General features: G+C 69.3%; 29 protein-coding genes and 2 tRNA genes. 10 read left to right on the top strand and 21 right to left on the bottom strand.

Translation table 11 applies throughout. The features are described from left to right. Positions 1–267 precede the first annotated feature (267 nt). Positions 268–358 (top strand) — tRNA-Ser (locus tag ML5_RS30370). Between the two features lie 36 nt (positions 359–394). After that, positions 395–467, top strand: a tRNA-Arg gene (locus tag ML5_RS30365). Between the two features lie 76 nt (positions 468–543). Here ML5_RS30365 and xerC read toward each other — a convergent pair. The 14 genes from xerC to ML5_RS30305 form a co-directional block, all read right to left on the bottom strand. After that, positions 544–1,776, bottom strand: a complete 1,233-nt coding sequence (gene xerC, locus ML5_RS30360; RefSeq protein WP_013477450.1) for a tyrosine recombinase XerC — start codon at positions 1,774–1,776, stop codon at positions 544–546. Further along, entirely contained in the window at positions 1,776–1,976 is a 201-nt protein-coding gene (locus tag ML5_RS30355) for an excisionase family DNA-binding protein (RefSeq protein WP_013477449.1), read from the bottom strand. Before ML5_RS30355 ends, xerC begins: the two co-directional genes overlap by 1 nt. A gap of 13 nt (positions 1,977–1,989) precedes the next feature. Beyond that, positions 1,990–3,732, bottom strand: coding sequence for a replication initiator (locus ML5_RS30350; protein WP_013477448.1), 1,743 nt, complete (start codon positions 3,730–3,732; stop codon positions 1,990–1,992). A 205-nt stretch (positions 3,733–3,937) separates the two neighbouring features. Continuing rightward, positions 3,938–4,174 carry a hypothetical protein gene (locus ML5_RS30345; protein WP_041784370.1) on the bottom strand — a complete coding sequence of 79 codons (237 nt, stop codon included), beginning with the start codon at positions 4,172–4,174 and terminating at the stop codon, positions 3,938–3,940. Then, positions 4,162–4,605, bottom strand: a complete 444-nt coding sequence (locus ML5_RS30340) for a hypothetical protein (RefSeq protein WP_013477447.1) — start codon at positions 4,603–4,605, stop codon at positions 4,162–4,164. The genes ML5_RS30345 and ML5_RS30340 overlap by 13 nt, the downstream gene beginning before the upstream one ends. A gap of 80 nt (positions 4,606–4,685) precedes the next feature. Next, positions 4,686–4,832, bottom strand: coding sequence for a hypothetical protein (locus ML5_RS32510; RefSeq protein ID WP_013477446.1), 147 nt, complete (start codon positions 4,830–4,832; stop codon positions 4,686–4,688). Next, positions 4,829–5,470 carry a hypothetical protein gene (locus tag ML5_RS30335; RefSeq protein WP_013477445.1) on the bottom strand — a complete coding sequence of 214 codons (642 nt, stop codon included), beginning with the start codon at positions 5,468–5,470 and terminating at the stop codon, positions 4,829–4,831. The genes ML5_RS32510 and ML5_RS30335 overlap by 4 nt, the downstream gene beginning before the upstream one ends. Further along, on the bottom strand, positions 5,455–5,721 hold the full coding sequence (locus ML5_RS30330) for a hypothetical protein (protein WP_013477444.1): 267 nt from the start codon (positions 5,719–5,721) through the stop codon (positions 5,455–5,457). The genes ML5_RS30335 and ML5_RS30330 overlap by 16 nt, the downstream gene beginning before the upstream one ends. After that, entirely contained in the window at positions 5,718–5,906 is a 189-nt protein-coding gene (locus ML5_RS30325) for a hypothetical protein (RefSeq protein ID WP_013477443.1), read from the bottom strand. Before ML5_RS30325 ends, ML5_RS30330 begins: the two co-directional genes overlap by 4 nt. Before the next feature lie 21 nt (positions 5,907–5,927). Then, on the bottom strand, positions 5,928–6,239 hold the full coding sequence (locus ML5_RS30320; protein ID WP_013477442.1) for a hypothetical protein: 312 nt from the start codon (positions 6,237–6,239) through the stop codon (positions 5,928–5,930). Continuing rightward, entirely contained in the window at positions 6,236–7,879 is a 1,644-nt protein-coding gene (locus ML5_RS30315; RefSeq protein WP_013477441.1) for an FtsK/SpoIIIE domain-containing protein, read from the bottom strand. The genes ML5_RS30320 and ML5_RS30315 overlap by 4 nt, the downstream gene beginning before the upstream one ends. Then, positions 7,879–8,049 carry a hypothetical protein gene (locus tag ML5_RS32505; RefSeq protein ID WP_168168229.1) on the bottom strand — a complete coding sequence of 57 codons (171 nt, stop codon included), beginning with the start codon at positions 8,047–8,049 and terminating at the stop codon, positions 7,879–7,881. Before ML5_RS32505 ends, ML5_RS30315 begins: the two co-directional genes overlap by 1 nt. 95 nt (positions 8,050–8,144) lie before the next feature. Next, positions 8,145–8,354, bottom strand: a complete 210-nt coding sequence (locus ML5_RS30310; RefSeq protein WP_013477440.1) for a hypothetical protein — start codon at positions 8,352–8,354, stop codon at positions 8,145–8,147. Beyond that, entirely contained in the window at positions 8,354–8,752 is a 399-nt protein-coding gene (locus ML5_RS30305) for a hypothetical protein (RefSeq protein ID WP_013477439.1), read from the bottom strand. The genes ML5_RS30310 and ML5_RS30305 overlap by 1 nt, the downstream gene beginning before the upstream one ends. Before the next feature lie 185 nt (positions 8,753–8,937). On the opposite strand from ML5_RS30305, the gene ML5_RS30300 reads away from it, so the two are divergent. The 4 genes from ML5_RS30300 (at position 8,938) to ML5_RS30285 (ending at position 12,826) form a co-directional block, all read left to right on the top strand. Further along, on the top strand, positions 8,938–9,804 hold the full coding sequence (locus tag ML5_RS30300; protein ID WP_013283236.1) for a GntR family transcriptional regulator: 867 nt from the start codon (positions 8,938–8,940) through the stop codon (positions 9,802–9,804). Next, on the top strand, positions 9,801–10,496 hold the full coding sequence (locus ML5_RS30295) for an HAD family hydrolase (RefSeq protein ID WP_013477438.1): 696 nt from the start codon (positions 9,801–9,803) through the stop codon (positions 10,494–10,496). Before ML5_RS30300 ends, ML5_RS30295 begins: the two co-directional genes overlap by 4 nt. Positions 10,497–10,886: 390 nt before the next feature. Further along, positions 10,887–11,111: a hypothetical protein gene (locus ML5_RS32225; protein WP_143766974.1), complete on the top strand. Its 225-nt coding sequence runs from the start codon at positions 10,887–10,889 to the stop codon at positions 11,109–11,111. Between the two features lie 920 nt (positions 11,112–12,031). Then, complete coding sequence (locus ML5_RS30285) at positions 12,032–12,826, top strand: HNH endonuclease (protein ID WP_236619335.1); 795 nt, start codon at positions 12,032–12,034, stop codon at positions 12,824–12,826. Between the two features lie 60 nt (positions 12,827–12,886). Here the strand turns inward: ML5_RS30285 and ML5_RS30280 are convergent, their stop codons facing one another. Beyond that, on the bottom strand, positions 12,887–14,125 hold the full coding sequence (locus tag ML5_RS30280) for a DNA cytosine methyltransferase (RefSeq protein ID WP_013477435.1): 1,239 nt from the start codon (positions 14,123–14,125) through the stop codon (positions 12,887–12,889). 68 nt (positions 14,126–14,193) lie between these two features. On the opposite strand from ML5_RS30280, the gene ML5_RS30275 reads away from it, so the two are divergent. Beyond that, entirely contained in the window at positions 14,194–14,703 is a 510-nt protein-coding gene (locus tag ML5_RS30275) for a very short patch repair endonuclease (RefSeq protein WP_236619334.1), read from the top strand. A 504-nt stretch (positions 14,704–15,207) separates the two neighbouring features. Then, complete coding sequence (locus ML5_RS30270; RefSeq protein ID WP_013477433.1) at positions 15,208–16,260, top strand: polysaccharide deacetylase family protein; 1,053 nt, start codon at positions 15,208–15,210, stop codon at positions 16,258–16,260. Positions 16,261–16,368: 108 nt separating this feature from the next. Here the strand turns inward: ML5_RS30270 and ML5_RS30265 are convergent, their stop codons facing one another. Then, positions 16,369–16,779, bottom strand: coding sequence for a RidA family protein (locus ML5_RS30265; RefSeq protein ID WP_013477432.1), 411 nt, complete (start codon positions 16,777–16,779; stop codon positions 16,369–16,371). Positions 16,780–16,857: 78 nt separating this feature from the next. Here ML5_RS30265 and ML5_RS30260 point away from each other — a divergent pair, with 78 nt between their 5' ends. Further along, complete coding sequence (locus tag ML5_RS30260; protein ID WP_013477431.1) at positions 16,858–17,232, top strand: helix-turn-helix domain-containing protein; 375 nt, start codon at positions 16,858–16,860, stop codon at positions 17,230–17,232. Positions 17,233–17,273: 41 nt separating this feature from the next. Here ML5_RS30260 and ML5_RS30255 read toward each other — a convergent pair whose 3' ends face one another. The 5 genes from ML5_RS30255 to ML5_RS30235 form a co-directional block, all read right to left on the bottom strand. Next, a complete protein-coding gene (locus tag ML5_RS30255) occupies positions 17,274–17,909 on the bottom strand; it encodes an excalibur calcium-binding domain-containing protein (protein WP_013477430.1) in 636 nt (211 codons plus the stop codon). Between the two features lie 248 nt (positions 17,910–18,157). Then, positions 18,158–19,150: a P1 family peptidase gene (locus tag ML5_RS30250; RefSeq protein WP_369752330.1), complete on the bottom strand. Its 993-nt coding sequence runs from the start codon at positions 19,148–19,150 to the stop codon at positions 18,158–18,160. 47 nt (positions 19,151–19,197) lie between these two features. Continuing rightward, positions 19,198–19,539, bottom strand: a complete 342-nt coding sequence (locus tag ML5_RS30245; protein ID WP_013289101.1) for a DUF1330 domain-containing protein — start codon at positions 19,537–19,539, stop codon at positions 19,198–19,200. A 48-nt stretch (positions 19,540–19,587) separates the two neighbouring features. Beyond that, a complete protein-coding gene (locus ML5_RS30240; RefSeq protein ID WP_013289100.1) occupies positions 19,588–20,118 on the bottom strand; it encodes a hypothetical protein in 531 nt (176 codons plus the stop codon). A 72-nt stretch (positions 20,119–20,190) separates the two neighbouring features. Then, positions 20,191–20,832 (bottom strand): class I SAM-dependent methyltransferase, encoded by a 642-nt coding sequence (locus ML5_RS30235; protein WP_013477428.1) that lies wholly within the window; start codon positions 20,830–20,832, stop codon positions 20,191–20,193. Positions 20,833–20,962: 130 nt separating this feature from the next. On the opposite strand from ML5_RS30235, the gene ML5_RS30230 reads away from it, so the two are divergent. Further along, positions 20,963–24,436, top strand: coding sequence for an NACHT domain-containing NTPase (locus tag ML5_RS30230; protein ID WP_013289098.1), 3,474 nt, complete (start codon positions 20,963–20,965; stop codon positions 24,434–24,436). The last annotated feature ends 27 nt before the right edge of the window (positions 24,437–24,463 follow it).

Below are 24,463 nucleotides of genomic sequence, written 5' to 3'. Positions count from 1 at the left end.
GTGTGTCGCTCGTCGCGTTCTCCGCGGCGGGCTCCGGTGTCGGTGGGTTGAACGTCGGTCGTGGGGAGCGGCTCCGCCGGGCCTTGGGGGCGGGCTCGCGACGGGGCGGATCGCTCGGCGGCTGCTCCTGCATATCGATGGAGCGTAGCCGTGGGCGTGATCTGGCACACGACGAAAACGCGGTCGGAGCGGCCGGTCCGATAGTCGCTTTGCCCCGGGCGGGTACGGACCTGTATCCTCGGGCGCGGTGACCTCGTGGGTCACCAGGGAGACTTCGCCTAGTCTGGTCTATGGCGCCGCACTGCTAATGCGGTTGGGGTCTTAAAGCCCCTCCCGGGTTCGAATCCCGGAGTCTCCGCGCGAAAGCCGGTTGTGTAGACTGGCTGAGCACCAGGCGCCCGTAGCTCAACGGATAGAGCATCTGACTACGGATCAGAAGGTTAGGGGTTCGAGTCCCTTCGGGCGCACAGCAGGTCAGGGGCCGTTTCGGGAAACCGGGGTGGCCCCTTTCTCGTGCGGTACAGCAGCAAAGTACAGCAGCGGTCATGCCGATTCCGTGCCGTTCATCCGGTCGCCCAGGCGCTTCAACGCCTCACGGGTCTGCTTCGAGCTGACCCGGGTGTAGATCTCCATCGTGACCTTGAAATCAGCGTGCCGCAGGATCTGCATCGCCACTCTTGGGTGAACGTCGAGATCGGCCAGGATGCTCGCGCAGGTACGCCGGGCGCCGTGTGGAGTGATCTCTCGCAGGCCGTAGCGGCGGATCCGAGCTTCCCAGGCCCGGTTGAAGTTCCGCGGCTCGATCGGCGTGCCGAACCGGGTAGTGAACACCAGAGACGACTTCTGCCACACCTCACCGGCAGCCTTCCGCTCCGCCGCCTGTTCCGCGCGTCGGATGGCCAGGGCGGTCCGACAGATCTCGGGCAACGGCATCGAGGCGTCGGATTCCGCCGTCTTGGTCTCGCGGCGCACGAGCTGCCCGCCGATGCGCTGGAGCTGCCAGGAGACGTTGAGCTCGCCGGCCGCCTGGTCGATGTCGTCCCACGCGAGGCCAAGCAGTTCCCCGCGGCGCAGCCCGAGCACGAGCAGCAGCACCCACGCGGCGTACATCGGATCGCTGTCTGCCCGCGCAGCTTCCAGGAACCGGCGTGCCTCGTCGCTGTCCCACGCCGTGCCCGGCCTTTTCCGAGTGGCACGCAGCTTGACCAACGCCGCCACGTTCTTGCTGACCAGCTCTTCCGTTACGGCCTGCGAGAGGGCAGCTCGCAGCGTCGCCCGCAGCCCTTTGATCGCACTGTCGGACGGGACGGCGTTGCAGCAGGCACCGAGCGCGCAACAGCGTCGTTTGGCCGGTGGCCTGGCGGCGTCCTTGCCCTGGGCGCAGCACTGGCACGTCCGGGCAACCTTGTTGATCCAGGTCTGCACGTCCTTGACCTGCAAACGGTCGAGCCGCTTCGCCCCGATACCCGGCACGATGTAGAGCCGGGTGAAGCCCTCGTAAGAGACGTAGGTAGCTGGCGCGAGGTTCGGCTTCACGATCTCTTCCAGCCAGTACCCGAGGTAGCGAGCGAGCGTCGGCACGCGCGTAGCCACCGGTCCAGCCTTGGCCTGATGATGCAGCTTCAACCACTTCTCGTGGACGATCTCGCGGGTCTGCCCGTAGACGTACTTGCGATCGCGTTTGCCGTCCGGCTTGTCGACCCAGACGTACGCGGCGTAGCCGTTGCGGTAGGGAAAGATCGAGCCTTCACCGTTGGCGCGGGTGCGTCCGGGCATCAGGCCGCCTCCTGCCGCTCGACCTGCTCGCGGATGTACTCGTCAACCCACTCCGGCAGGATCCGGCGGTACTTGCCGTCCTTCACCGACCGCAGCTCACCGGTAGCGATCTTCATCTTGACCTTCGACAGGCCGAAGCCGAGCAGAGCGGCGACCTCGGCGGGCGAGTACCACTTCGGGGCCAAGGGCTGAGTCCTCATGTCGTCCTTTCCGTCAGGCGGGCTGGTGGGCGGGCAGGGCAGAATCGGGTGAGGCTCGGTCTCTCGCAGCGAGGAGGGCGGCTTTCCATTGGGCGCGTTGGGACAGGGCTTTGAGGAGTCGGTGTTGCAGGGGTGGTAGGTCGGGGTCGTCGGGGCGGGCGAGTTCCCAGGCGTATGCGGGTGGGTCGTCCTGGTCGACGGCGTCGGCGTCGTTGGCGTCGTTGGCGCCGACGGTGATGCCGAGGAGGTTGCGGACCCAGGCGCGGGCGTCGGCGCGGTGGTCGGCGAGGGTTTTTCCGGACCAGTCGCGGGAGACGAGGATGCGTCGGCCGCCGATGCCGAGGGTGGCGCGTTGGTGGACTTTGCCTTTGCAGCGGCCGGCTTGCAGGCGCCCGTGGGCCTTTTTCGGCTGGATGCCGTAGAGCAGCCAGTTCGCGCACCGCTCATTGCACGGCGTCACCCGCAGTTCGTGCCACAGCCGGTCCAGGTGATCACGCTGCCGGTCGGTATCGGGCTTGTGGCAGTCAGCCGCGGACTTGGTGATGTACTTCGTGATGTAGCCGATGGTGCGGTTCGCGTGCACCGTGCCCGGGGTGACGCCCTCGGCGTGGACCTGCGATCCGAAGCGGACCACGTGCGCCGGTTGCGCGTCGGGGTCGGTGTCGATGAGGTCCAGGGCGTCAGCCCACGAGCGCAGCGGTTCCCGACTGTCGGGGTCGATCCACTCCGCGCGGTCGGCGTCCCACACGGGTGGCCGGTCGAGGGTGTAGACGGGTTCGTCGGCGGGCGGCCACCAGACTTGGTGGTAGGTGGCGGCGGCGACCTGCCGCAGCACTGTGCGCGGGATGGTGCCGCGGATGGCGAAGTGGGCGTGGGGGGCGAGCCTGCGTTGGGGCTCGACGCAGCCGGCGTACTGGACGTTCCAGCCGACGCAGCGGCGCAGGTTCTGCCAGAACCGGTCCAGGAGCCGGGCGAAGTGCACCGCATCCCACGCCGCGCGCCGGTAGTCGTAGGTGTCGGGGTTAACGGGGGTGCCGTCGGGCAGCACCCGGCCGTAGGTGTCCAGGGTGAGTGACAGCCACATGGACGGGCGGTGTTCGGTGCCGTCGGGTGCGGTGTAGACCTTTCCGACCGTGCGCGGCTCGACCTTCTTCCGCGGCAGGTCGGGGGCGTCTTGGCGGCGGCGGGTGGAGCGCTTGCGGCGGCCGTGGTTGTCGTCGTCCTGGTCGTGGGGTGGGGCGACGGTGCCGCGGAGTCCTTCGGCGGCGATGGCTTCCTCGACCTCCCCGATCGCCTCATCGATGGCGGGCACCTGGTCGAACTGTGCCGCGCGTTGGGCCTCATCGCGGGCGAACTCCAGGTGAGCCCGCAGCAGGATCAACTCGCGTTGCGCGTCGGTGGCCGGGTTCGGGCCGGGTGCGGGTTCGTCGGTGCGGTGCCAGCCCTCCCGGATCTGCGTCTGCCGTAGCCGGCGGGCGCGTTTCGCGCACGGCTCGCACTTGTCTTCGCGGGTGGACCCGCAAGGCAGGTCTACGACTTCGGTGTGTCCGGTGTGCAGGTCGGTGCGGCGCAGGGTGACCGGGTGCAGGCAGACGCCGTACTCGGCGGCCATCTCCGTGACGATCTTCCGCGACATCGGTAGCGCGAGACGAGCTGCACGGGTTCCGGGAGCCGGCACGACGGCGGCTGGAGCGGCCACGGGGTCGGTGGGTGGGGTGGGGTCGGGGGTGAGGCCGGGCAGGGTCGGGGCGGTCATCGGGTCACCTCCGAGGGGCGGGCAGCGGGGTGGAGTCGGCGGGGGTGTGGCTGGCAGGATCGGGGTGTCACCTCAACAGGCGCGGCGGGGCGCCCGAGGCGTGAGCCGAACCGGTGGGGGAAAGAGGCGGTGCAGGTGGCAGCCGCACGCGTGGCGCGCGATTGGCGTCCTGAATGAACACCACCGGACCCGTCATACAGAGCCCTCATGACGTGTTCACCTCCGGAAGCTCGAACAGGACAGCGGGTGCAGGGCCGATCGGGGTGGTGCGGGGTGGGCCGGCGTGGCTGGCCCAGCGGCGGGCGGCGGGTTCGTGGCGGGTGCAGGCGGTCTCGGCGCGGTAGCGGCCGGTGCCGGGCTGGCCGGCTTCGATGAGGGCGGTGGCCCACCTACGGCAGCGCGCGCAGTAGACGGGCCGTCCCGTGGCGGTCAGTGGCGGCATCCCGAGCAGTGCAGCCCGCCGCAGGTGGCCTTACGGCGCAGCAGCAACACGGCGAGGACGAGCAGGACCAGGACCACGCCGACGACGGCGGGCGCGTTGCGCTGCACGGTGTGCGCGAGCTGGGCGGCGAGGTAGCCGATCCCGGCCAGCGTCCCGAGGGCCGTGGTGGTGATGGCGGTGGCGGCGATGACCCGGCCGCGGCGCAGCCGACGCACGGGCGGTGGGGTGGTGCGGGCGGTGTCGAGGAACCGCACGGTGACCGTGACCCGGCCGTCAGCGTGCTGGTGGGGGCGGTCGGCGAACATCAGCCGCCCCGACTCCCTGAGCACGGCGAGCGCGGCGGCGACCTCGGCCGGGGTGCCGACGATCCGGCGGGTCAGCGTGGTGGGACGGGTCCGGTGGGCGAGAGCGGTGCGGGCAGTGGACGGCATCACGGGTTCTCCCTGCTCTGGCTCGATGGGGTGCTGCGGCGCGGTCGGTGTGAGTCGGCCGCGCCGCAGCAGTGGTCGGGTTAGCGGCGGGGGCGGGCGCCGTGGGGCTTGGCGAGGTTGCGCATGTCGGTGTGCCGCCAGTAGGGGTCCTTCACGTCGACGTACTCGATCGGGCCGTTGCACACGGCACACGTGTCCGTCACCGGCGGGTGCTTGGGCTGGGTCATCGGGTCACCTCGGAGACGATGTGGCCGTTGCGCGGGGCCTGGACGACCGACGACACGAGCGCCGACCGCACCGGGGCGACAGCCGCGGCCGGGGCCGGAGTCGGAGTCGGAGGCGTGAAGACCGGCGCCGGGGCAGTCGGGACGTCAACGGGCTCGGCGTCGACGGGCTCCCGCACCGGTGCCGGGGCCGGGGTCGGCTTGACCGGGGTGGGCGCGGGGGTCGGCTTCACCGCGGCGGGTGCGGGGGTGGGGGTGCCGGTGAAGACGAGCTTGGTCAGGGCCATGAACGCCAGCGCGGGCAGCGCGGACAGCAGCCACCCGGACGGGCTGGCGTCGGCGACGGCCAGTTGGGCGGCGAGGGAGAAGGACGCGAAGGCGAGCATGAGGAACACCGGGTAGCTGATGGGTTGGCGGTGGCGTCGGCGTCGGCGGATGTCGAGCAGGCAGGCGACGGGTACGAGGTCGGACAGGACGGCGTTGGCCCAGCCGAAGGCGTCGGGGGTGCCGGGCGGGACGTGGCGCATGGTCCAGTCGTGGACGTGGGAGAACGACGCCCACCCGGCGGTTGCGGCGACGATGAGGAGGATGAGGACCAGGGCGACGGCTTCCAGCCGGTCGGCGTTCAGGTAGCGGCGCATCGGGTCACCTCCTGCTCCGCGGGCGGGGTGGGGGTGGGGTGGAGCCAGGCGTGCAGGTTGCGCAGGTAGACGGCGCCGTAGATGAAGCAGGAGGCGAGGAAGCCCCACTGGCGGGTGGTGATGGCGTAGGCCAGCCACAGTCCTTGGGCGGCGAGGCCGACGGCCCAGCCGGTCCAGGAGCGCTTACCGGCGAGGTAGAGGCCGGTGACGCCGACGGCCATGAGCAGCCACGACCAGATCTGCGGGTTCACGCCGCCCACCCCCACGCTTCGGCGTCTTCGGCGGCGATCTCCGCGTGCTGGCGCAGCGCGGCGGCGATCACGTCGACGGCGTCGGGGTCGGGGGCGCAGTAGGGGCAGGACTGGTCCGGGTCGACGTGCAGCAGGTCGAGGCAGGTCCGGCGGATCGGCCGGCGGTTGAGACGACGGGTACGCATCACGGACTCCAAGCAGGCGGGTTAGCGGGTGGTGGGGTTGACGTGCACGCGGATCCACTCCGGCGGCTCACCCGTGGACGCGACTGCTTCGGAGAGGCAGCGCCACAGTGCCCACGCCTCCGACGGCGTCAGGTACATCCGGCGACGACCGGCACCCACGGCGATGTACAGGTCGGCGTCCGGGGTGACCCGGACCGTGACCGGCACCGACGCCTTGTCGACGTGCGGGGCGCGCAGCCGGTAGAAGCGGCGCGGTTCCGGGGTCTGCTGGTCGGGTTCGTCGGCGTAGGGCATCCGCACCGCAGCGCCGTCGGGGATCTCGTGGTGGGTCATCGGGGGTCACTCCCGTTGCTGGTGTTGAGGTCCAGGGCGTTGAGCAGTGACGGCGGCAGCAGCGGCGCAGCCTGCTTCGGCGTTGGCCGGTAGGTGTGCCGCCCGTTGCCGGTGCTGGCGCGGGGCTTGGGCGCCGTGGGCTGGACGACGGGCTCGGGCTGCGTCTCCGGCGGGGCCGGGAACGTGGCGGCCAGGTCGCGGATCACGTCATCGGCCAGGTAGGAGAACCGGACCCGAGCCGGTTCGGGCTGCCCGTCCAGCAGCACGTAGGCCACGCCCTTGCCCGACAGCGGGATCTGATCCGCCAGGGCTCCCCGCTCGCGGGCACCGTCACCGAGCAGCAGATCGACGTGGCCCCGCTCGGTCAGGCCCAGGGCGATGCGGGTCGGGAACAGATCCCGCACGGAGACGACTTCCTTGCGGGGGTCCTGGGTGGCGGCGACGACCAGGACGCCGAGCCCGGCACCTTGCGACAGCAGCAGCCCGAGCGCCTGCGTGATCCGGGTCCGGATCTCGGAGTCGGGCAGGTAGGCCAGGAGCGCGGCGATCTCGTCGATGACGACGACGATCAGCGGCTCATCGACCGTCGGGGTGTGGACGCGGGCTTTGCCGCGCAGGATCTGCTGACGGGCGCGCATCCGGGCTACGGCGTCTTCGAGCAGGTCGGCCATGCGGGACCAGTCGTCATCGACGTAGCGGGAGAACAGCGGCCGGCCGATCGCCAGTTCCATGCCGCCCTTGGGGTCGATCGCCCACACCCGCACCAACCCCGACCGGATACCGGCGGCCAGGGCGCGGAGCAGGGACCAGATGACCGAGCCCTTACCCATCCGGGTCGCCCCGCCGATGAGTACGTGAGTGGCCAGGAGCCGGAAGCAGTAGACGGCCAGGTCTTCGCGCAGGCCGAGCGGGAGGGCGGTGAAGTCCGGGCGGGCGGGCACGGGCAGCGGGGCGACGATGCGGGTCAGCGGGTCACGGCGGATGAACACCAGCCACACGTGCCGGGGCCGGTCGCGGAACCGCACCCGGTCGATCAGCCGCAGCACGACCGCGAGACGTCCGGTGCGGTGCGGGGTGGGGTGGCGGCGGGTGGAGAACACCCGGCAGTGCCGCGTGCCGAACGAGTACGCCAGATCCCGGGCCGCCTTGTGCCACACCTCGGGGTTCTGACCCTTCGGCATCCGCAGCACCAGCTCGTCCGTGGCGTAGGAGCAGCGCACCGACAACAGCTCCGGCACGACTTCGCCGCCGTCGTATTTCTTCACCAGCCCGCACAGCGACATCACCTCGTGCCACTGCCGCCGATACACCCACAGCCGCCGCCAGATGGACACGGCCCGCAGGGCGATCAGGCGGTGGAAGGAGTCCCGGCCGCGCCACCACCAGAAGCCGCCGGCCGCGGTGAGGACGACGGCGACCAGGAGGTGAGGCCACCAGCCGTGCGCCCGGTAGGTGTCGACGGCGAGCAGGACCAGGGCCACGGCAGGCCAGGCCCGCCAACGGCGCACCACGAACACCGCGAGCCGGACCACGGCCCGCAGGAGACGGAACAGCAGGAACAGAGCGGTGACGGTCCAGAGCAGCGGCCACGGCGCGGTGATCTGGAACCGGCGGAAGTTGACCAGCGGCGCCCGCACCATCACGCCACCGCCTTGCGGTCGGCGGAACGCTGCTCGGTCCACGTCTCCGCGCAGACCTTGTGCACCGGCTTGGCCGCCGGACTCCGGCAGATCGCGGGCTTACCGCAGATGACACACGGGACCGGATCGCCAGCACCGGCAGTGCGCGTCCAGTCCAGGACAACAGGCATGATGAACCTGCCCTTCCAGGCCGAGAGGGTTTGAGAGGGCAGCGGGGCGGTCGAGCTTTCCTAGGGCCAGGACCGCCCCGCGCCACCAACAGGAATCAGGCCGCCGTCACGGCCGACAGGGACTCACGCGCGTCGGCCAGCACACCGGCCAACCGGTCGATCTCGGTGCCCGGCAGGAACAAGGTCACGTCACCACCGACCCCGCCGATCTGCACCGCGACCCGACCCTGCGTCGGGTACAGCGAGAACGACAGTTCCGTCTCCGGCTTCACGTGCACGTTCGCCGTCATGTGCAGGCCAGCCATCACGCGGCCTTCCCGCGCGTCTCGGCCAGGGTCTTCGGCGCCACCAGACCGGTGGCCCGGTAGGAGAACGCCAGCCGACCGTTGCTGCCCACGTACGGGGTGACCGTCAGCCCCTCGAACTCCACCGGCTGGAACGGACCCACCGGCGGCACCGGCTGGTGATCGGCCAGGATCTTGATCGCGACCTCACGCGACCGCGAGCCGAGCTCCGGGTCCATGTCCATCACCCGGCACTGCCACACCCGCTGACCGGTCACCTTGTCCTTCGCCGGCGTCCGCTGACGAGTCGCCTCGTTGAAGTCCTGCGCCTCCGCAATCGAGTCCGGCACGAACACCGCGCCATGCGGAAAGACCGCCTCGAACGGAACCGAGAACCGAGTACCACCACGAAGAGCCACGGATTCCTCCTTCAGCGCAATGCGCTTTCTGCTCAGCCGGACCCATCCGGTAGAGCTTGTGCACCAGGCTTGACCTGCCTGGCTAGCCAAGTGGCATGCACCGAGGTTAGGCCGCCTTGGCTAGCCAGGTCAAGAGTTGGAGTCGGGGTTTCCTAGCTTGGCTAGCCAGCAGGTAGCCTTGACGGGTGACCGAAGACCTGGACTACCTGGGTGAACTCGACCCCGATGACCCGAAGCAGGCGTCACAGCAGATCGCAAACAAGCTCCGGGCCGCGATCCTTACGCGCCGACTGGCGCCGGGCGACAAGTTGCCGTCGCAACCTGAACTTGCTTCCCGCTACGGGGTGGCACGGGAGACCATCAAACGAGCGCTAGAGGTGCTCCGCTCAGAACGCCTCATCATCACCCGGCAAGGCAGCGGCGCTTTCGTTCGCGCCCAGACGCAACGGGCAGTGGAGCTACGACCCCACATCGAAGCAGCGTTCGAGCGAGCCCACGTCACCATCGACTTCGCCGGCTTTTCTGGCGAGACCCTGCGAGACGCCCTGGCCGAGGTGCTGGACAAGGTCCGCGTTGGTCGCCTCGCCCCGGAGACGATCGCAGTACGTGTGCTCGTCTCCGACATGTCAGTCCCCATGGCGCTACCCGCCAGGGCTGAGACACAGTCTGACGATCCGGCCGTCCGGGAACGAGCTGACCGCATCACCCGCAGGGCTGTCGACGGCATTGTTGATCAGGTTACGGAGCTAGGCGACCTGGGCTTGATTCGTTCGGCCACGGTCGAGGTGCGGATGCATCGAGGTTCACCGCAGTTCAAGCTCTACGTCCTCAACGGTGAAGAGGTGTTCTTCGGCTTCTACCCCGCCGTCGAACGGACCGTCACCATCAAGGGCGAGCCCACCGCCATCTACGACCTCATGGGCAAGGACGTCCCGCTCTTCCACTACGCCGTCACCGACGACGACACATCGCACGGCACTCAGTTCGTGGAAGCGTCCCGCCAGTGGTTCGACTCACTGTGGTCGACCATCGCCTATCGGCACGAAGGGTGACCGCCAGCCTGGAGCAGCTGTGCCGGGATGTCCGCGCATTGCTGCTCGACTTCGACGGGCCGGTATGCAGCATCTTCGCCAACTACCCGGCACCACAGGTTGCGAGGGAGCTCCTGGACCTACTAGTGAGCCAGGGCTTGGCGCTCACGAACGAGCTAGCCGAAGAATCGGACCCGCTGGAGGTGCTGAGGCACACCGGCAGCTCGACGGATCAGGAGTTGACCCGACTCGTCGAAGACGCCTTGATCGCAGCTGAGGTGAAGGCGGCATCGACGGCGGAACCGACCGCCTACGGGCGAGAGGTCATCGTGGCCGCGCGCCAGCTGCAGCTGCCAATCGCGGTGGTCAGCAACAACTCGCCCCAGGCGGTGGACGCCTACTTGAGAGAGCACCGACTGAGCCAACATGTCGCCAAGACTGTTGGCCGGGCATACGCCGATCCCTTGCGTATGAAGCCGAACCCGACGCCCATTGTTGACGCGGCGGCATCCCTTGGAGTCGTTCCGGCGCTGTGTGTGTTGGTCGGCGACTCGCTCTCCGACATCGAGGGAGCGAAAGCCGCAGGCACTCGTGTGATTGGGTACGCGAACAAGCCCGCAAAGGTGGCGGCGTTCCAAGAGGCGGGTGTGGACGCGGTGGTTACGTCGATGCGGCAAATCGCGCAGGCCCTCATGCAGGTCGAGGATCTTTGATCTTTCCTGGTTGCTTCGTATCGTCGGCAGATGATGACCATGGGGGAGGAACCGCACGGATGGCGACCGCACCGAGTCCGGGCAGCGACAAGGCCGGCGCGGGGATGGCCCTGGGTGCTTGTGGCACTCGTGGGGCTTGCCTGCGTCGGCCTTGTTGCTGTGCCCGCGTCCTGGGCGGTGCGGAAGCAGCTAGAAGCGGAGCGCGGTGAGGCGACGCCGGAAGCGGCGGCCACGCTTTGGCTCCTGAAACTCAGTGCCGGTGACGAGCTGGGGCTGTCGCGGGTGCTAGCCGGCCCCCGTCACGACGAGCTCCGCCGGCAGTGGCGCGACTACCGCGCCGAGATAACCAGCACAGCCCGGCCGCCATCGAAGTTGGAGAGCGTGGGGCCGATGACCATCGAGCATCAGGGCAACGGCCGGGCGACGGTGGTGCAGCAGGTACGCGCGGTGTGGTGGGACGGCCCGCAGATCCTCGCTGGCGCGGAGCACCCGTGGCGGTGGAAGCTGCGCAAGGACGACGGCGGTTGGCGCGTGTGGTCGGTAGAGCTGCCTCGGTGGTGCGGGACGCATGTACGAGCTGACGTCTGCCAGCCCGTAGGCGACAGTCTGGACTGAGCAGTGCGGGGAGGGTGGAAGCCCGAGCCGATCGTTTGGTGAGAACCGGTGGTGTCGTTGCGGGAAAAGTTGGCAGGCGACCATGCACGGAACGGACGAGGCAGTCACCGTTACGCACGAGGTGAGCCACAGCGGATCCCGAGGCGACATCGGAAGACGACGGCACAGGGATAGCGTTCTGCGCGCCGGGCCAGTCGACTTGGGGGCGCAGTCCGTGATCTGTTGCCGAATTGGCCTGTACTAGATCAAGCGCGCTCCGCGCGGCGCGGGCCGGGGCGCGGCAAACGGCTCCTGCGGAGCCGCCGCCCCGGCGCAAGGGCGCCGGGGCGGAAAATCAACCGGCCCGAACCCCACGCCCCGCCCCGCGCGTCACACCTGGGTCAGTGAAGTGACCCGGTGACGAGTCCCGAAGGACGGCCAGGGCCAGGCGCACACGCTTCCACCCGATGCCGACGATCCGAGTCAGCACGAGATCCGGCAGGCTAACCGCGGCGGACGAAGTTGCCGAACGGTTCCGCACGGGCGCCCAGGCCCAGGGTGGGGAAGGGGTGGAGGTGGGCGTGAGGGTGTTGGGGTGGGGGGGAGTGCGGGGATAGAGCTGTGCCTCCGGCGGGGGCCAGACGACTCCGAGATGGAGTTGCCGAACGGTTCCGGTCGGAGAGTGGTTGAGGTGGGATGCCATCCCGCCAGCCACCGACCCAGGCAAGCCGAGCAGACCAGGGCCAGGGTGACAAGGTCGTACGTCCAGTAGGGCGCTCCACCTTGTCACCCTGGCCCTGGTCCGCTCCACGGTGTGTGGGTCGGCGGCAGACGAGATGGCAGTAGGGGTAGCGAGAGGGCTGTGCGCGAGCCGGGGGCGGGGGGCAGATCGCACGATGACCTCTATCGCAACTCCACCGCACTTGCTGTATAAGATCTCTATGGCAACTGAGTTCGATGACAGCGACTACCCGCCGGAAGCCTATACGGCAGACGGAGTTCCTTGGTGGCGTGTGGAAACGGAACCGGGAAAGAAACGAGGCCTGGGGGCCGAGCAGAAGATCACAGCGTACCTGCGCTTCTGCGTCGGGAAGGGCGGTATTTTTACAATCCGTCAACTCCGCCAGGCGTTGGGCAGTGAAACGATTCCGGACGATGCAGAGCACCTGAACCGTCGCATGCGGGAATTGCGTACTCGGGATGGCTGGATCATCAACTCGCAGAAGGATGAGGCGGCGCTCGATCAGGATCAGTATCGGATCGTGAAGATCGGATGGTATCTCGGTTCAGGGCTGGTGCGCCCGAAGAAGGATGCCCCCTCTGACATGATCCGGCGGCGGATGCTGGAGCGCGATAATCACACCTGCGTCATCTGCGGCATCCCCTCAGGCGAGCCGTACCCTGATATGCCTGGCAAAAGGGCGCGTATGACGTGGGGCCATCGCGTCCCCGGCAAGCGCCTGGGCAGGGACACGACGCTTGACGACGTGCAGACGGAGTGCGCAAGGTGCAATGAGACGGCTCGCGACGAGTTGTTCGACCCGGTCACACTGCCGGAGGTCCTGCCGACGATCCGAAACCTGCCGCGCAGGGAGAAGGCGCTCCTGTTGCAGTGGCTTAGGGACGGGCGGCGGCCGACGAACTTGCTCGATCAAGCCTATGCGAACGCGCGCAGGCTTTCTGAACAGGAACGCGCTGAACTGGTAAGCCGCCTGACTACCATGGTGGAGCACTAAGTCTCATTGTGGCCGCCCTGCTTGACGAGTGAAAATTCGGTAGGGCGGCCAGCGATGGTGTCAACTGATCCGGGCCCGGTGCTTCAAGAAGAGGTCGTGTCGATCGTGGTCATCCTGACCGACAAAGGCCCGGAAGTTGCCGAGCTTGTAACCTGTCTTGTTGCCGATGATGCGGACGTCGACGTCAAAATCGCGGCTTAGGAGGCTAAGCCGCCGCTCCAGCTCTGCGGCGTCCTGGATGCCGGCATCCTTCATTAGACGCTCGGGCGAGACGTAGTCGTTCGCTGAGCGGAGCACCTTGTATACCGGGTCGTGCTCGGTGCTGTTCAGCTCCCGAGGCGTTCCCTCACGCTTCAACGCTCGCATGATTGCTTCTCCGACGGCATGCGCCACCGGCGGCGGGAAGGCGTTGCCAATCTGGCGATACCGGCTGGTCTTCCGGCCAGTAAAATGCCAGGCGTATTCGTCCGACCAGCCTTGAATTCTCGCGACCATTTCGCAGGTCAGCTTCGGTCGGAAATCGAGGGGGGCTTCGGAGCTGGGGGACTCATCCGCCACTCCTAGCGCGTCTACACCTAGCTCGGCCCAGGCGCGCTTCGCGCGGGTCGGCCCTAGGTCCGCCCCTCCGTGCTTCTTTGATCCACCGACGATCGTCGGCGCCACCTTATTCGCCCTCTCCGCCCAGGCTTGAGCCCCCCTCCATCCTCGCTCCGCCATCAGTTCAACCAGCGTGTCTCCCACAGTCGGTGGTGCACCCTGAGGCTCGGGCCAGTGGAAGTAAGGCGCATCCTCAGTTTTGAGCGCAACAAGGATGAACCGGGGACGCAGCTGAGGGACGCCGTAGTCAGAAGCCTGCAACAGCCGCCAGTCCGCAACGTAACCAAGCTGCGCGAGACGGTCGAGGACGTGCTGACGGTAGCCGGCGAAGCGGGGCATGCTCAGGCCTCGCACGTTCTCCAGCAGGAGCGCCTGCGGCTGAACTACCGCGACCTGCTCCACAGCCCACGCGAAGAGATCCCGCTCGTCGTTCGCGCCGAGTTGCTTGCCAGCGATCGAGAACGGGGGGCACGGCACTCCACCCGCGAGCAGGGATACCCCTTGGTGATCCGCGGGGCGCCAGACTTCTTCGTCCGCCACGTCGCCCTGCGCGATCTTCCAGCTCGGCCGATTCTCCTCAAGCGTCTTGCAGGCGTTGCTGTCGAGCTCTACAGCGAGAGCATGCTCGAATCCTGCCTTCTCAAGGCCCAGCGCCTGCCCACCTGCCCCGGCGCAGATCTCGATCACTTCGAACGTGTTCATCGGTGCTCCTCTCGATCTGCGCCGCCCGGGGGCACTCGGATATCTTGCCTCACACTTGGCGCATTGCTATGGACGGTGTGATGGTTAAGACCATGTCGCAGGGGGAGAGCGTCCAGGCGGCGTCCGAACCTGGGCGCCTGCCCTACCCGAGGGCGTCCGACGAGGGTCGCTCGCGCAACATGCGAGCCAACCGAAGGTCGGACACGAAGCCGGAGGTTCTGCTCCGCCGCCAGCTGCACCGGCTCGGTTACCGGTACCGCAAAGACCACCGGCTCGACCTGTCGGCAGGCATCCGGGTGCGGCCCGACATCGTCTTCACCCGGCGCAAGGTAGCCGTCTTCGTAGATGGGTGCTTCTGGCACGTTTGTCCAGAACACGGCCGAGAGCCGACCCGGAATGAGTGGTACTGGACCCCGAAGCTGCGGCGAAATGTCGAGCGAGACCGTCTGGCGGACGAAGCCCTGGCCATTGCCGGCTGGCAGGTAGTGCGCGTCTGGGAGCACGAGGACACCGAGTCGGCCGTCGCGAAAGTACGTGCTGCAGTCGAACATGCGTCCGATCATGCGGCACGGCACTGACATCGCCCACGCAAGGCCGGGGTAGCGCCGACCGAAGTACAGCAGCGAAGTACAGCAACCGACCGACCCGCAGCACCGCGCGAGGGACCGCCATGCGCCGGTCGACGGCGCGGGCGACCAAACCGGACTCCATCGCCCGGAGCTACGGATCAGAAGGTTAGGGTTCGAGTCCCTTCGGGCGCACAGTACAGGGAGAAGCCCCCGACCAGCCGAAATGGCGAGGTCGGGGGCTTTCTCGTATCCGTCCTCGGCGGGTTCGGCGCGGCTGTGGGAGCCACGGTGGGATCCACTGGCCCCTCGCTGATGCGCGACGGTGAACAGCCGGGCGCGGGCCTCGTCGAGGGATTCCGGCACGTCGTCCAGGTACGTACTTCCGGAAAACTTCCGGAAAATCGTTGACGTGTTCGAAACGCCGCTGCAATACTCCGAGCGCCGGCAATGTCAATCTCTGTCGATTAAAGCCATGCGTCGTCAGGTGTCACCCGTCCCGAGGAGGACCTGCGCATGTACGCCAGCATCGGCGGCTTCCGCCGCCCGTCCACCCCCCGAACATCGCGTCTCACCGTCCGGTTGGCAGTGCTCGCCTCCACCGTGGCGCTGAGTGCCGCCGGTCTCGCGGTCGCCGCCACTCCGTCCAGCGCCGCCGTCTGCAACGGGTACGTCGGCCTCACCTTCGATGACGGGCCGACCGGCAGCACCAGCGCACTGCTGTCCGTGCTGCGCGCGAACGGCGTACGGGCGACCATGTTCAACGTCGGGCAGAACGTGCAGAGCAACCCGTCCGCCGCGCGGGCCCAGGTCGACGCGGGCATGTGGGTGGCCAACCACAGTTGGAACCACGCGCACATGACCTCGATGAGCCAGAGCCAGATGCAGTCGGACCTCTCCCAGACCAACTCGGCGATCCAGTCGGCGACCGGCGTGCGGCCGCAGTTGTTCCGCCCGCCCTACGGGGAGACCAACTCGACCCTCCAGTCGGTCGCCTCGTCGCTCGGCCTGCGCCAGGTGATCTGGGACGTCGACTCCCAGGACTGGAACGGCGCCAGCGTCGGCCAGATCGTCTCCAACGCCAGCCGCCTCCAGGCCGGCCAGGTGATCCTGATGCACGACGGCATTCAGAACACCCGCGACGCGATTCCGCAGATCATGGCCAACCTGAGCAGCCGCAACCTCTGTCCGGGCATGATCTCACCGAGCACCGGCCGAGCGGTGGCCCCGGACGGCACTCCGCCGCCGACCACTCCGCCGCCGACCGGCACGCCGACCACTCCGCCTCCCAGCGGCGGGTGCACAGCGACGGCGACGACCCCCAACGTCTGGGGTGACCGGTACAACACCTCGGTGACGGTTCAGGGGGCCGGCAACTGGACCGTGGTCGTGGCTCTGACCCCGCCGCAGCGGGTCTCCACCACCTGGAACGGCTCCCCCAGTTGGGACAGCACCGGTTACGTGATGACTATGCGGTCCAACGGCAGCGGCAACACCTTCGGCTTCACCACGATGATGAACGGCAACAGCGGCGCCAGACCCCAGATCCGATCCTGCACCACGGGCTGATCCCGGTGGCCTGCCCAGGCCACCGAAAACGGCTCAGGTGGGTGTGGCCGACCAGGTGCCCCTACGGTGAACTCCAGCTGACCCTGGACCGTAGGGGCACCCCGGCGCTCACTGCGCGATCGCTGTCGCCTCCAACTCCACCAGCACGTCGGGCTCGAACAGGTGGTCGACGCCGATCAGCGACGCCGGCGGAAGCGGCTGCGGGAGCCCGAGCTCCTCGGCGACCGACTCGACCCCGGCCATGAACGGCCCGATCTTCTCGGGCGTCCAGTCGGTGACGTAGAAGGTCAACCGGACCACGTCCTCGAACGACGAGTCTGCGCCGGCGAGGGCGCGGCCGGTGTTGCGCAGCACCTGTGCGACCTGACCGGCCAGGTCTCCGGTGGCGACGGGTGAGCCGTCGTCCAGTCGTGCCACCTGGCCGCTGACGTGGATGTGGCGCGACCCGGTGGCGACTGCCACGTGGTGGTACGGCGTGTTCGGCTGAAGACCGGCAGGGCTGAGACGGGTGACTGACATGTGGGCTCCTCCACTGGGCAACTGAGGTTTACCATTGATACCTAGTTGACGGAGGACACTTCAAGGAGACCTGGTTTCATGAGCGATACCGCCACCCCCGGTGCCGAGCTGCGCATCGACGCACCGCACCGCGAGCTGCTCGATCAGGTGCTGGACAAGTGGTCGCTGAGCGTCCTGAACGAGCTGTGCGAGCGTCCGTGCCGCTTCAACGAGCTGCGCCGCGCGATCCCGGCGGTGACGCAGAAGTCGCTGACGGCGACCCTGCGACGACTGGAACGCAACGGCATCGTGGAACGGCACGTCGTGGCGACGCGCCCGGTCGCTGTCGAGTATCGGATCACCCCGCTGGGCAAGACGCTGCGTGCGCCGGTCGACGTGCTGCTCGAATGGGCCGACGCCCACATGGCGCAGATCGAGGACGCCCGACGGGCATTCGACGACGAGGTGGAGTGACCACCGGGGCGGCACCGCACGGTCCGCCCCGGCGTCGCGTGTCACTCGCAGACAGTGCCGTCGTTGTCCCGGTCGATGTACCAGTAGTACTCAGGATCCTTGCCCTGCCTGTACGGGCCGTACCCGTTTGCGTTCGCCTCCTTGCAGGTGCCGAAGCGCGGGTCGTTGCCGCCGCCGCCCGAACTGCCGCCGCCGGTGCTTCCGCCGCCGGAGTCGCCGTTGCCGCCACCCGGCTCACAGGCCTCGCCGTCGAGGTCACGATCCAGCCCGGTCCGGTACCCCGGCTGGCCGCGCAGCAGCGGCGCCTTGCCGGCTGCGCGTACGGCATCGCAGTTCTTGTAGTAGACGGCGGGCTTCGTGGTCTTGCGTGGGGTCGGCTTCGACGCGGGCTTCGCGGTGGTCGGCGCGGCCGTGGTGGGTGACGGCGACGGCTCGGGCGACACGGTGCTGACCTCGGGCGCGGGGGCCGTGGTGGTGGGTGCCGCCACGGTCGGCACCTCCTGGGCGACAGCCTTCTCCGGTGCCTTGTCCGGTTCGGTGGCGGGGCCGGCGGCGATGCCGATGCCGAGCAGCCCGCCGCAGCAGGTGAGGACCGCGACGCCGCTGACGAGGAGCAGCTTGATCGCCGCGGGCTGGCGGCTCCACCACGACGGCCGTGGCGGTGGCGCGAACGGCATGCCGGGCTGATGGGGCGGTGGAGGCGGCGGGCCCTGCCCGTGCCACGGGTTCGGGGGAGGGATTTCGGTCACAGCGGGCAGTGTGGAGCGATGTGTCCGCACGGGAGTGTCGCTGAGCCGACAGACCGGCCCTTACCGGCGCGATAAGCGACGAAGTGGTGGGCAGCTGCCGGAATACCGGCATCGATGCTGCGGATGATCGGACTCGGCCCCTCGCCGAACGGCCGACGGCGAGGGGGCGCAGTGGATCAGGCGTACGGCCGGGGCGTGAGCCGTCCCGCCGCCGCCAGCCGCTCGACGACGGCCCGGTGGGGAACCGCGTGACTCGTACGACCGCCCACACCGGTGGTGGTGACGGCGGTGAACAGCGAGTTGAGCAGCGCCTCCTCCACCGCGTCCAGCACGGCGGCGAAGACCGGATCGATCGCGCCGTCCGGGATCGGCGGCTGGTCCGACGTGGTGAACGCGATCGCGTAGTCGCCGCTCGTGGTGCTGAAGGACGCACCCACCCGGGCCATCGCGAACACCGCCCGGCGGGCGAGCCGCCGGAGCTGGCGCGCGTCCAGCGGTACGTCGGTCGCCACCACGATCATGCACGAGTTGCCGGGTGGTTCGGTCCGGTCGGCGGCCGGGACCAGCTCGTCGACCGGTAGCGGCACGCCGAGTGCGGTGAGGACGCCGCCGAAGTTGGACTGGACCAGCGCGCCGACCGTCCGCGTGCCGCCGTCGGTCCAGACCGTGCGGGACGAGGTGCCGATGCCCGCCTTGTAACCCAGGGCGGTGGTGCCCGCGCCGGCCCCGACACAGCCCTCGGCGGGAAGCCCGTCGGTCGCCCCCGCGACGGCCGCCAGGACGTGTTCCTCGGTGATCGGGCGGCGGCGGATGTCCGACAGGTGCCCGTCGTTCGTCTCACCGACCAGCGGGTTGAACGACAGCCCGTCCGGCCGGCGCTCCATCAGGTGCCCGAGCAGCGCGTCCGCCGCCCGGAACACCGACAGCGTGGCGGTCAGCACGACCGGGGACTCCAGTACGCCGAGCTCGTCCACCTGGGTCGAGCCGACGAGCTTTCCGTGGCCGTTGCCGGTGTACACCGCCGCGGGCAGCGTCCACCGTCCGGGGCCGAGCCCGCTCGGCACGATCGCTGTCACGCCGGTGTGCAGGTCGGCGCCGTCGTCGACGGTGGTGTGACCCACCAGGACGCCGGGGACATCGGTGATCGCGTTGTGCGGCCCGGTGGGCAGCGACCCGACGACGATCCCCAGGTCGCGGGCGCGCCGGCCAGGCCGGCTCAGGAGGCCGCCGCCCGGATCGCCTGCACGATGCCGGTCGGGGAGTAGTCGTCGGGGACGCCCTCGACCAGGATGATGTCGCCCTCGATGTGCCGCGAGCGCAGCGGCGCGATCTCCTGGTAGGCGGGCGAGTCCCACCACGCCCGCGCCTCGGCGATGCCCGGGAAGCCGAGCATCACGACGGCTCCGGGCCAGTTGCCCTCCTTCACCTCGTGCGGCGTGGCGTGCACGAGGAAGCGGCCGCCGTGCGGGGCGAGGGTGCCGGGGAGCCGCTCGATGTATTCGGCGATGTCCGGGTGAGGGGCGGCGTCCTGGAGGTGAGCGATGGCGTACGCGGGCATGGTGTCCTTCCGGCCGTCGAACTCCGAACGCCGATCCTGACACAGCGGTCAGCACGCTTTCTCGCCCATTTCGGTGAACTCGTCGAGCGGGACCGTTCGCAGCACCTCCCCGCTGTCGTCGAAGTCGGTGACCAGGACCGAACCCGGCCGCAGCTCGGCCAGTTCGGCGATCCGGAAGTCCACGCCCTCGGTGCGGAAGCTGTTGTCGTGGGTGGCGCCGGAGACCCGGAACGCCGCCTGCCCGTCGGCCACCGGCCCGGGCGGGAAACCCTCAAGGGGTACGAGGGCAGGCGCTGCGGCGTCGCGAGGCACGTCGTACTTCCGCCTCGGCCAGTACGGCCGCTCCGGTGTGGGCGCACCGGGCGAGGCGGACTCCGCCACGGAGGTGAGCACCACGAGGTCGGGCGGCCGGTCCGCGCACCAGGCGAGCGCCGCGTGCGGCCGGCCGTGGGCGTCCACTGTGAGGCCGGTGACGCCCTTCACCTCCGGCGTACAGGAGGTCAGTCCGGCCAGCACGATCAGGGCGGCGGCCGGTGCCGCGACGGCCCGGCGTGTCCTCGTACCCCTTCGTGCGGCCATGCTCCGACGGTGACAGTGCCGTGTCACCCCGCGATCCGCGTTCGGTTGCGGCCTGGTGACGATGGTGCGCGCTCAGGCCCCGGAAGCCACGGCCGCGACGGCGGCGTGCGGGCGGTGGGCGTCGTTCAGGCGCGTCAGACGCTCGACCTCCGCGAACCCCGCCTGCCGCAGCCGGGCGGAGAACTCGTCCACCGGCCAGCGGTACGCGGTGGCGACCTTGTGCTCGAAGGCACCCACCTCGTCACCGACGAAGATGCCGGCCACGAGCGGTCCACCCGGCACGATCGCGCGACGGAACTCCGCCAGCACGCCGTCGAGGTCCGGTGGCGGGAGGTGGATCAGTGAGTACCAGGCGAGGATGCCGGCGACGGAGTGGTCGGGGACGGCGAGGTCGTCCAGTGATCCGAGCCGGTATGCGCAGTCCGGATGCGTCGCCCGCGCGTGCGCGACGAACTCGGGAACCATGTCGATCCCGGTGGCGTCGACGCCCAGCGAACGGAGATGGTCGGTGATGTGACCGGGCCCGCATCCCAGGTCGAGCACCGGGCCGGTCCGGACGGTCAGGTGACGGCCGATGAGGGCGAGGTCGTCCGCGTGGACGTGGCCGGTGGTGCCGAACAGTTCGATGTAGAGCGGCGCGACCGCCCCGTACGCCTGCCGTACCCGTGTGTGGTCCACCCGTCGATCATAGAGGTCGGTACGCCTTGGCCGCATTTACCAGATGAATGAGATGAATGAATGGAAAAGTCGTCGCAAAGCCGCCGCCCGGTGAGGAATCGATAGCTTTCCGTCACTGAAGTTTCTATCCTTGAAGAATCCGATCGCCAGCAGCGGAAGGGGCGGCATGCCGCGCCGTTCGAGCCTCAGCTATCGAGATGCGTTACGACTGCTGGCCCCGGGCAGCGCGCGCATCACCGAGACCGACAAGGTCGTCAGCGCGGGGATCCTGGGCGCTGGGGCCCTCTCCCACGGTACGGCGCTCGCGCTGCTCGGCCCGAAGAACGCGCTCATGCAGCTCGTCCGGGACGCCACCGGAAACCAGGCCGGGCGCATCCGGGCAACCGGCGGAAAATCGTATTACGAGCTGCTGGAGGCCAGCCATACCGTGCTGGCCCTCTCCGCGTTCTTCGACGGTTTCCGCGACGAGGTCGGGCCGGGTTTCGACAGGCTGGAACTGACCGACGAGGAGAAGGTCGGCATGGTGCCGGCCGAGCGGCGGCACCACACGCTTCCGCAGGAGATCGACGGCGGCTACTTCCCGCTGCCCTCCTCCGTGCACGGCATGGACGACACCCGGCGGGACGTCGAGGCCGCGTACGTCAAGCTCTACGACGCCACCATCGCCTTCTGCGAGGGTCTCGCCGCCTGGCCGTCGGTGCGACGCGGGCTCGACCTCACGTCGATGCGCTCCCGCGTGGTGGGCCGGGCCATGTGGCACTACGAGGACCGCTTCGACCGGCTCGCCGCGGACCTCCCCGAGTTCGGGTTCCGGATGATCCGGCAGGCGATCGAGCACAACCTGATCGACAACCGGAAGCTCACCACCGAGGTCTCGGCCCGGCTGGACGCGCTGGCGCAGCTCTACCGCAACCTGGACGAGCTGTCCGGTCCGGTGGCCGCCGACCGGCCCGACCTGCTCCGCGAGTCGCTCGACCGGCTCACCGGGTCGCTGGCGGCGGTGTTCCGGCAGCCGCTGCTGCGGATCAAGGACGTCGACTTCCACCTGCGGCTGCCGAACGTGGACAGCGGGTTCATCAGCCCCGACTTCCGGGCCGCCGAGTACGGCAAGCACACGTCACCGGAGCGGGAGCACTGGTGGGAGGACCAGCCGCGCCGGGGTGACCTCGTCGGGTTCCTCTCCGAGTATCTGACCGACCCGGCGAGCCTGCACCGTCCGCTGCTGCTCCTCGGCCAGCCGGGCGCCGGCAAGACGCTGCTGACCCGGGTGATCGCGGCCCGGCTGCCGGCGAGCCGGTTCACCGCGATAGTGGTGCCGCTGCGCCGGATGTCCGGGGACACGTCGCCGACCGAGCAGATCGAGGCCGCGATCGAGCAGGTGATGGACGAGCGCATCCGCTGGGCGGACCTGCGCCGGGCCACCCAGCACACCACCGTCGTGGTGATCTTCGACGGGTTCGACGAACTCGTCCAGGTCACCGGCACGGCCCACTCCCAGTACATCGACCGGGTGGCCGAGTTCCAGGAGACCCAGTGGGACCTGGGCTACTCGGTCATCCCGATCATCACGTCGCGGATCCTGGTGATGGACCGCGCCAGCGTGCCGCAGGGCACAGTGCTGGTCCGGCTGGAGGACCTGACCGACGCCCAGGTGACGGCCTGGCTGACCGCCGTTAACGCGGCAAACGAGGACCGGCCCGGCTACCGCCGGCTGTCCGCCCGGGAGCTGCTGTCCCACGGCGAGCTGGCCCGTCAGCCGTTGCTGCTCACGCTGCTGGCGATCTACTACAACGAGCACTGGGCGGACCGCCGTCCCGGCGCCGCCATCTCCCGATCCGACCTGTTCACCGGCCTGCTCACCGCGTTCATCAGGCGGCAGGTGAGCGAGAAGGCGCCGACCGCCCTCGCGAACCACGAGCGGGAGGCCCGCGAACACCAGCTCCGGCGCGACCTGGCGATCACCGCGTTCGCCATGTTCAACCGCAACCGGGAACTGGTGAACCGGGCCGCGCTCCGTCTCGACCTGGACTGCTTCGGCTCCGGGCCCGGAGACGGCTCGCGCTTCGAACTCGGCGACGTGCTCGGCCCGGAACAACTGGTCACCGCCGCGTTCTTCGTGGTGTACGGCCCGGACGACGTGCAGGGCGAGGACGCCCGGCGCACGTACGAGTTCCTGCACACCACGATCGGCGACTTCCTGATCGCCGAGTACGTCATCGGGGCGCTGCGGAGCCTGGCCGTGCTGCGCCGGCACACCCGCAGCCCGGCCGGCTTCGGCTACCAGCTGGACACCGGCCAGTTCCGGGCGCTGCTCTCCCACCAGCCGCTGGTGAAGCGCGAGGCGGTGGTGGGCTTCGCCCGCGAGCTCGCCTCCCGCCACCCGGAGGAGCTGGACGGGATCGTGGAGACCATCGCCGGCCTGCTGGCCGAGGCCCGGCAGCGGACCAACCTGGCCGGCGTGGACGGCTACCGGCCCGCGCCGTACGACCCGGTGCGGCTGCTCGCCGCGTACACCGCCAACCTGGTCGCCCTCGCCGCGCTGGTGTCACCGGACGGCGTACGCCACACCGATCTGATGGACGAGGCGACCTGGGTGTCCACGGTCCGGCTGTGGCGGGCGGGGCTGGACGAGAAGGGCCAGCTCGCGATGATCAGCTGGCTCGGCCGGGACGCCGACGGCCGGATCATCGCCGAGCGGCGGCGCGAAGGCCGGGGCGAGACGGTGAACGTGGCGGCCGAGGAGGCGCGGCTGCTCGGCGACATCACCACCTACGGCCAGTTGCAGGCGGGCGCGCGGACGTGGCGCGGCCAGCAGCCGGACAGCTTCGAGGCCGGCCGGTTCCACGCCGACCTGGTGTCGCTGGCCACCCGCCGCTGGCCGGTGCCGTCCCTGCACCAGCTCATCCTGTACGACGAGCGCAGCTACCGGCGGCTGTGGGCGCGTGCCGTCGAGTCACCGGAGGCGGTGTCCAGCACGAGCGCCACTGTCCTGCTGGAATGCCTCGCCGAGGACGGCGCGCAGTTGCCCCGCGAGGTGGTGTGCGGGCTGACCCGGGTGGCGTTGAGCCGCCTGCCCGACTCGCCGACCGCGCCGCCCGAGCTGATCATCTCGTGCCCGTACCTGATCGACGAGTTCCCGGAACTGGTCGACTCGCTCGGTACGACCGACGACCACGCGGTGCTGCACGCGCTCATCCTGCGGCACGGGCTCCACCGGCTGCCGCAGCGGTACGTGCCCCGGGTCCGCCGGGTGCTCGCCGACATCGAGGACCGGCTCGCGGAGCTGCCGCTGGAGGACGGCGTGGTGTCGGCCGAGATGGCCGAGCAGTTCGCCGCCGCCCGGGTCGACAACCGCACCGCGCTGTGGCTGCTGATGGCGTTGAGCGAGTACGCCGAACTGGCCTGGCCGAAGATCCCGCCGAAGACGATGCACGCCCTGCTCGCGCACCGGCTGCCGGACGAGTTCCTCGACGAGGCGAGCCTGTGCCGGCTGCTCCTGGACTACCTGCGGGCCTACGACCGGGTGCCGGCCGAGGTCTCGCTGGCATCAGCCCTCGACACGCTGCGCGTCCTCGCAGCATCCGACCAGTCCGATCACACCGGGCGGACCGGCCAGATCCCGGCCGCCGGGGCGGTCTGACCACGCCACCCGTACCGCCACCACCCG

This window comes from Micromonospora sp. L5 (assembly GCF_000177655.2).
Classification (GTDB): Bacteria; Actinomycetota; Actinomycetes; order Mycobacteriales; family Micromonosporaceae; genus Micromonospora; species Micromonospora aurantiaca.
This window is presented reverse-complemented; position numbering and strand designations above follow the sequence as displayed.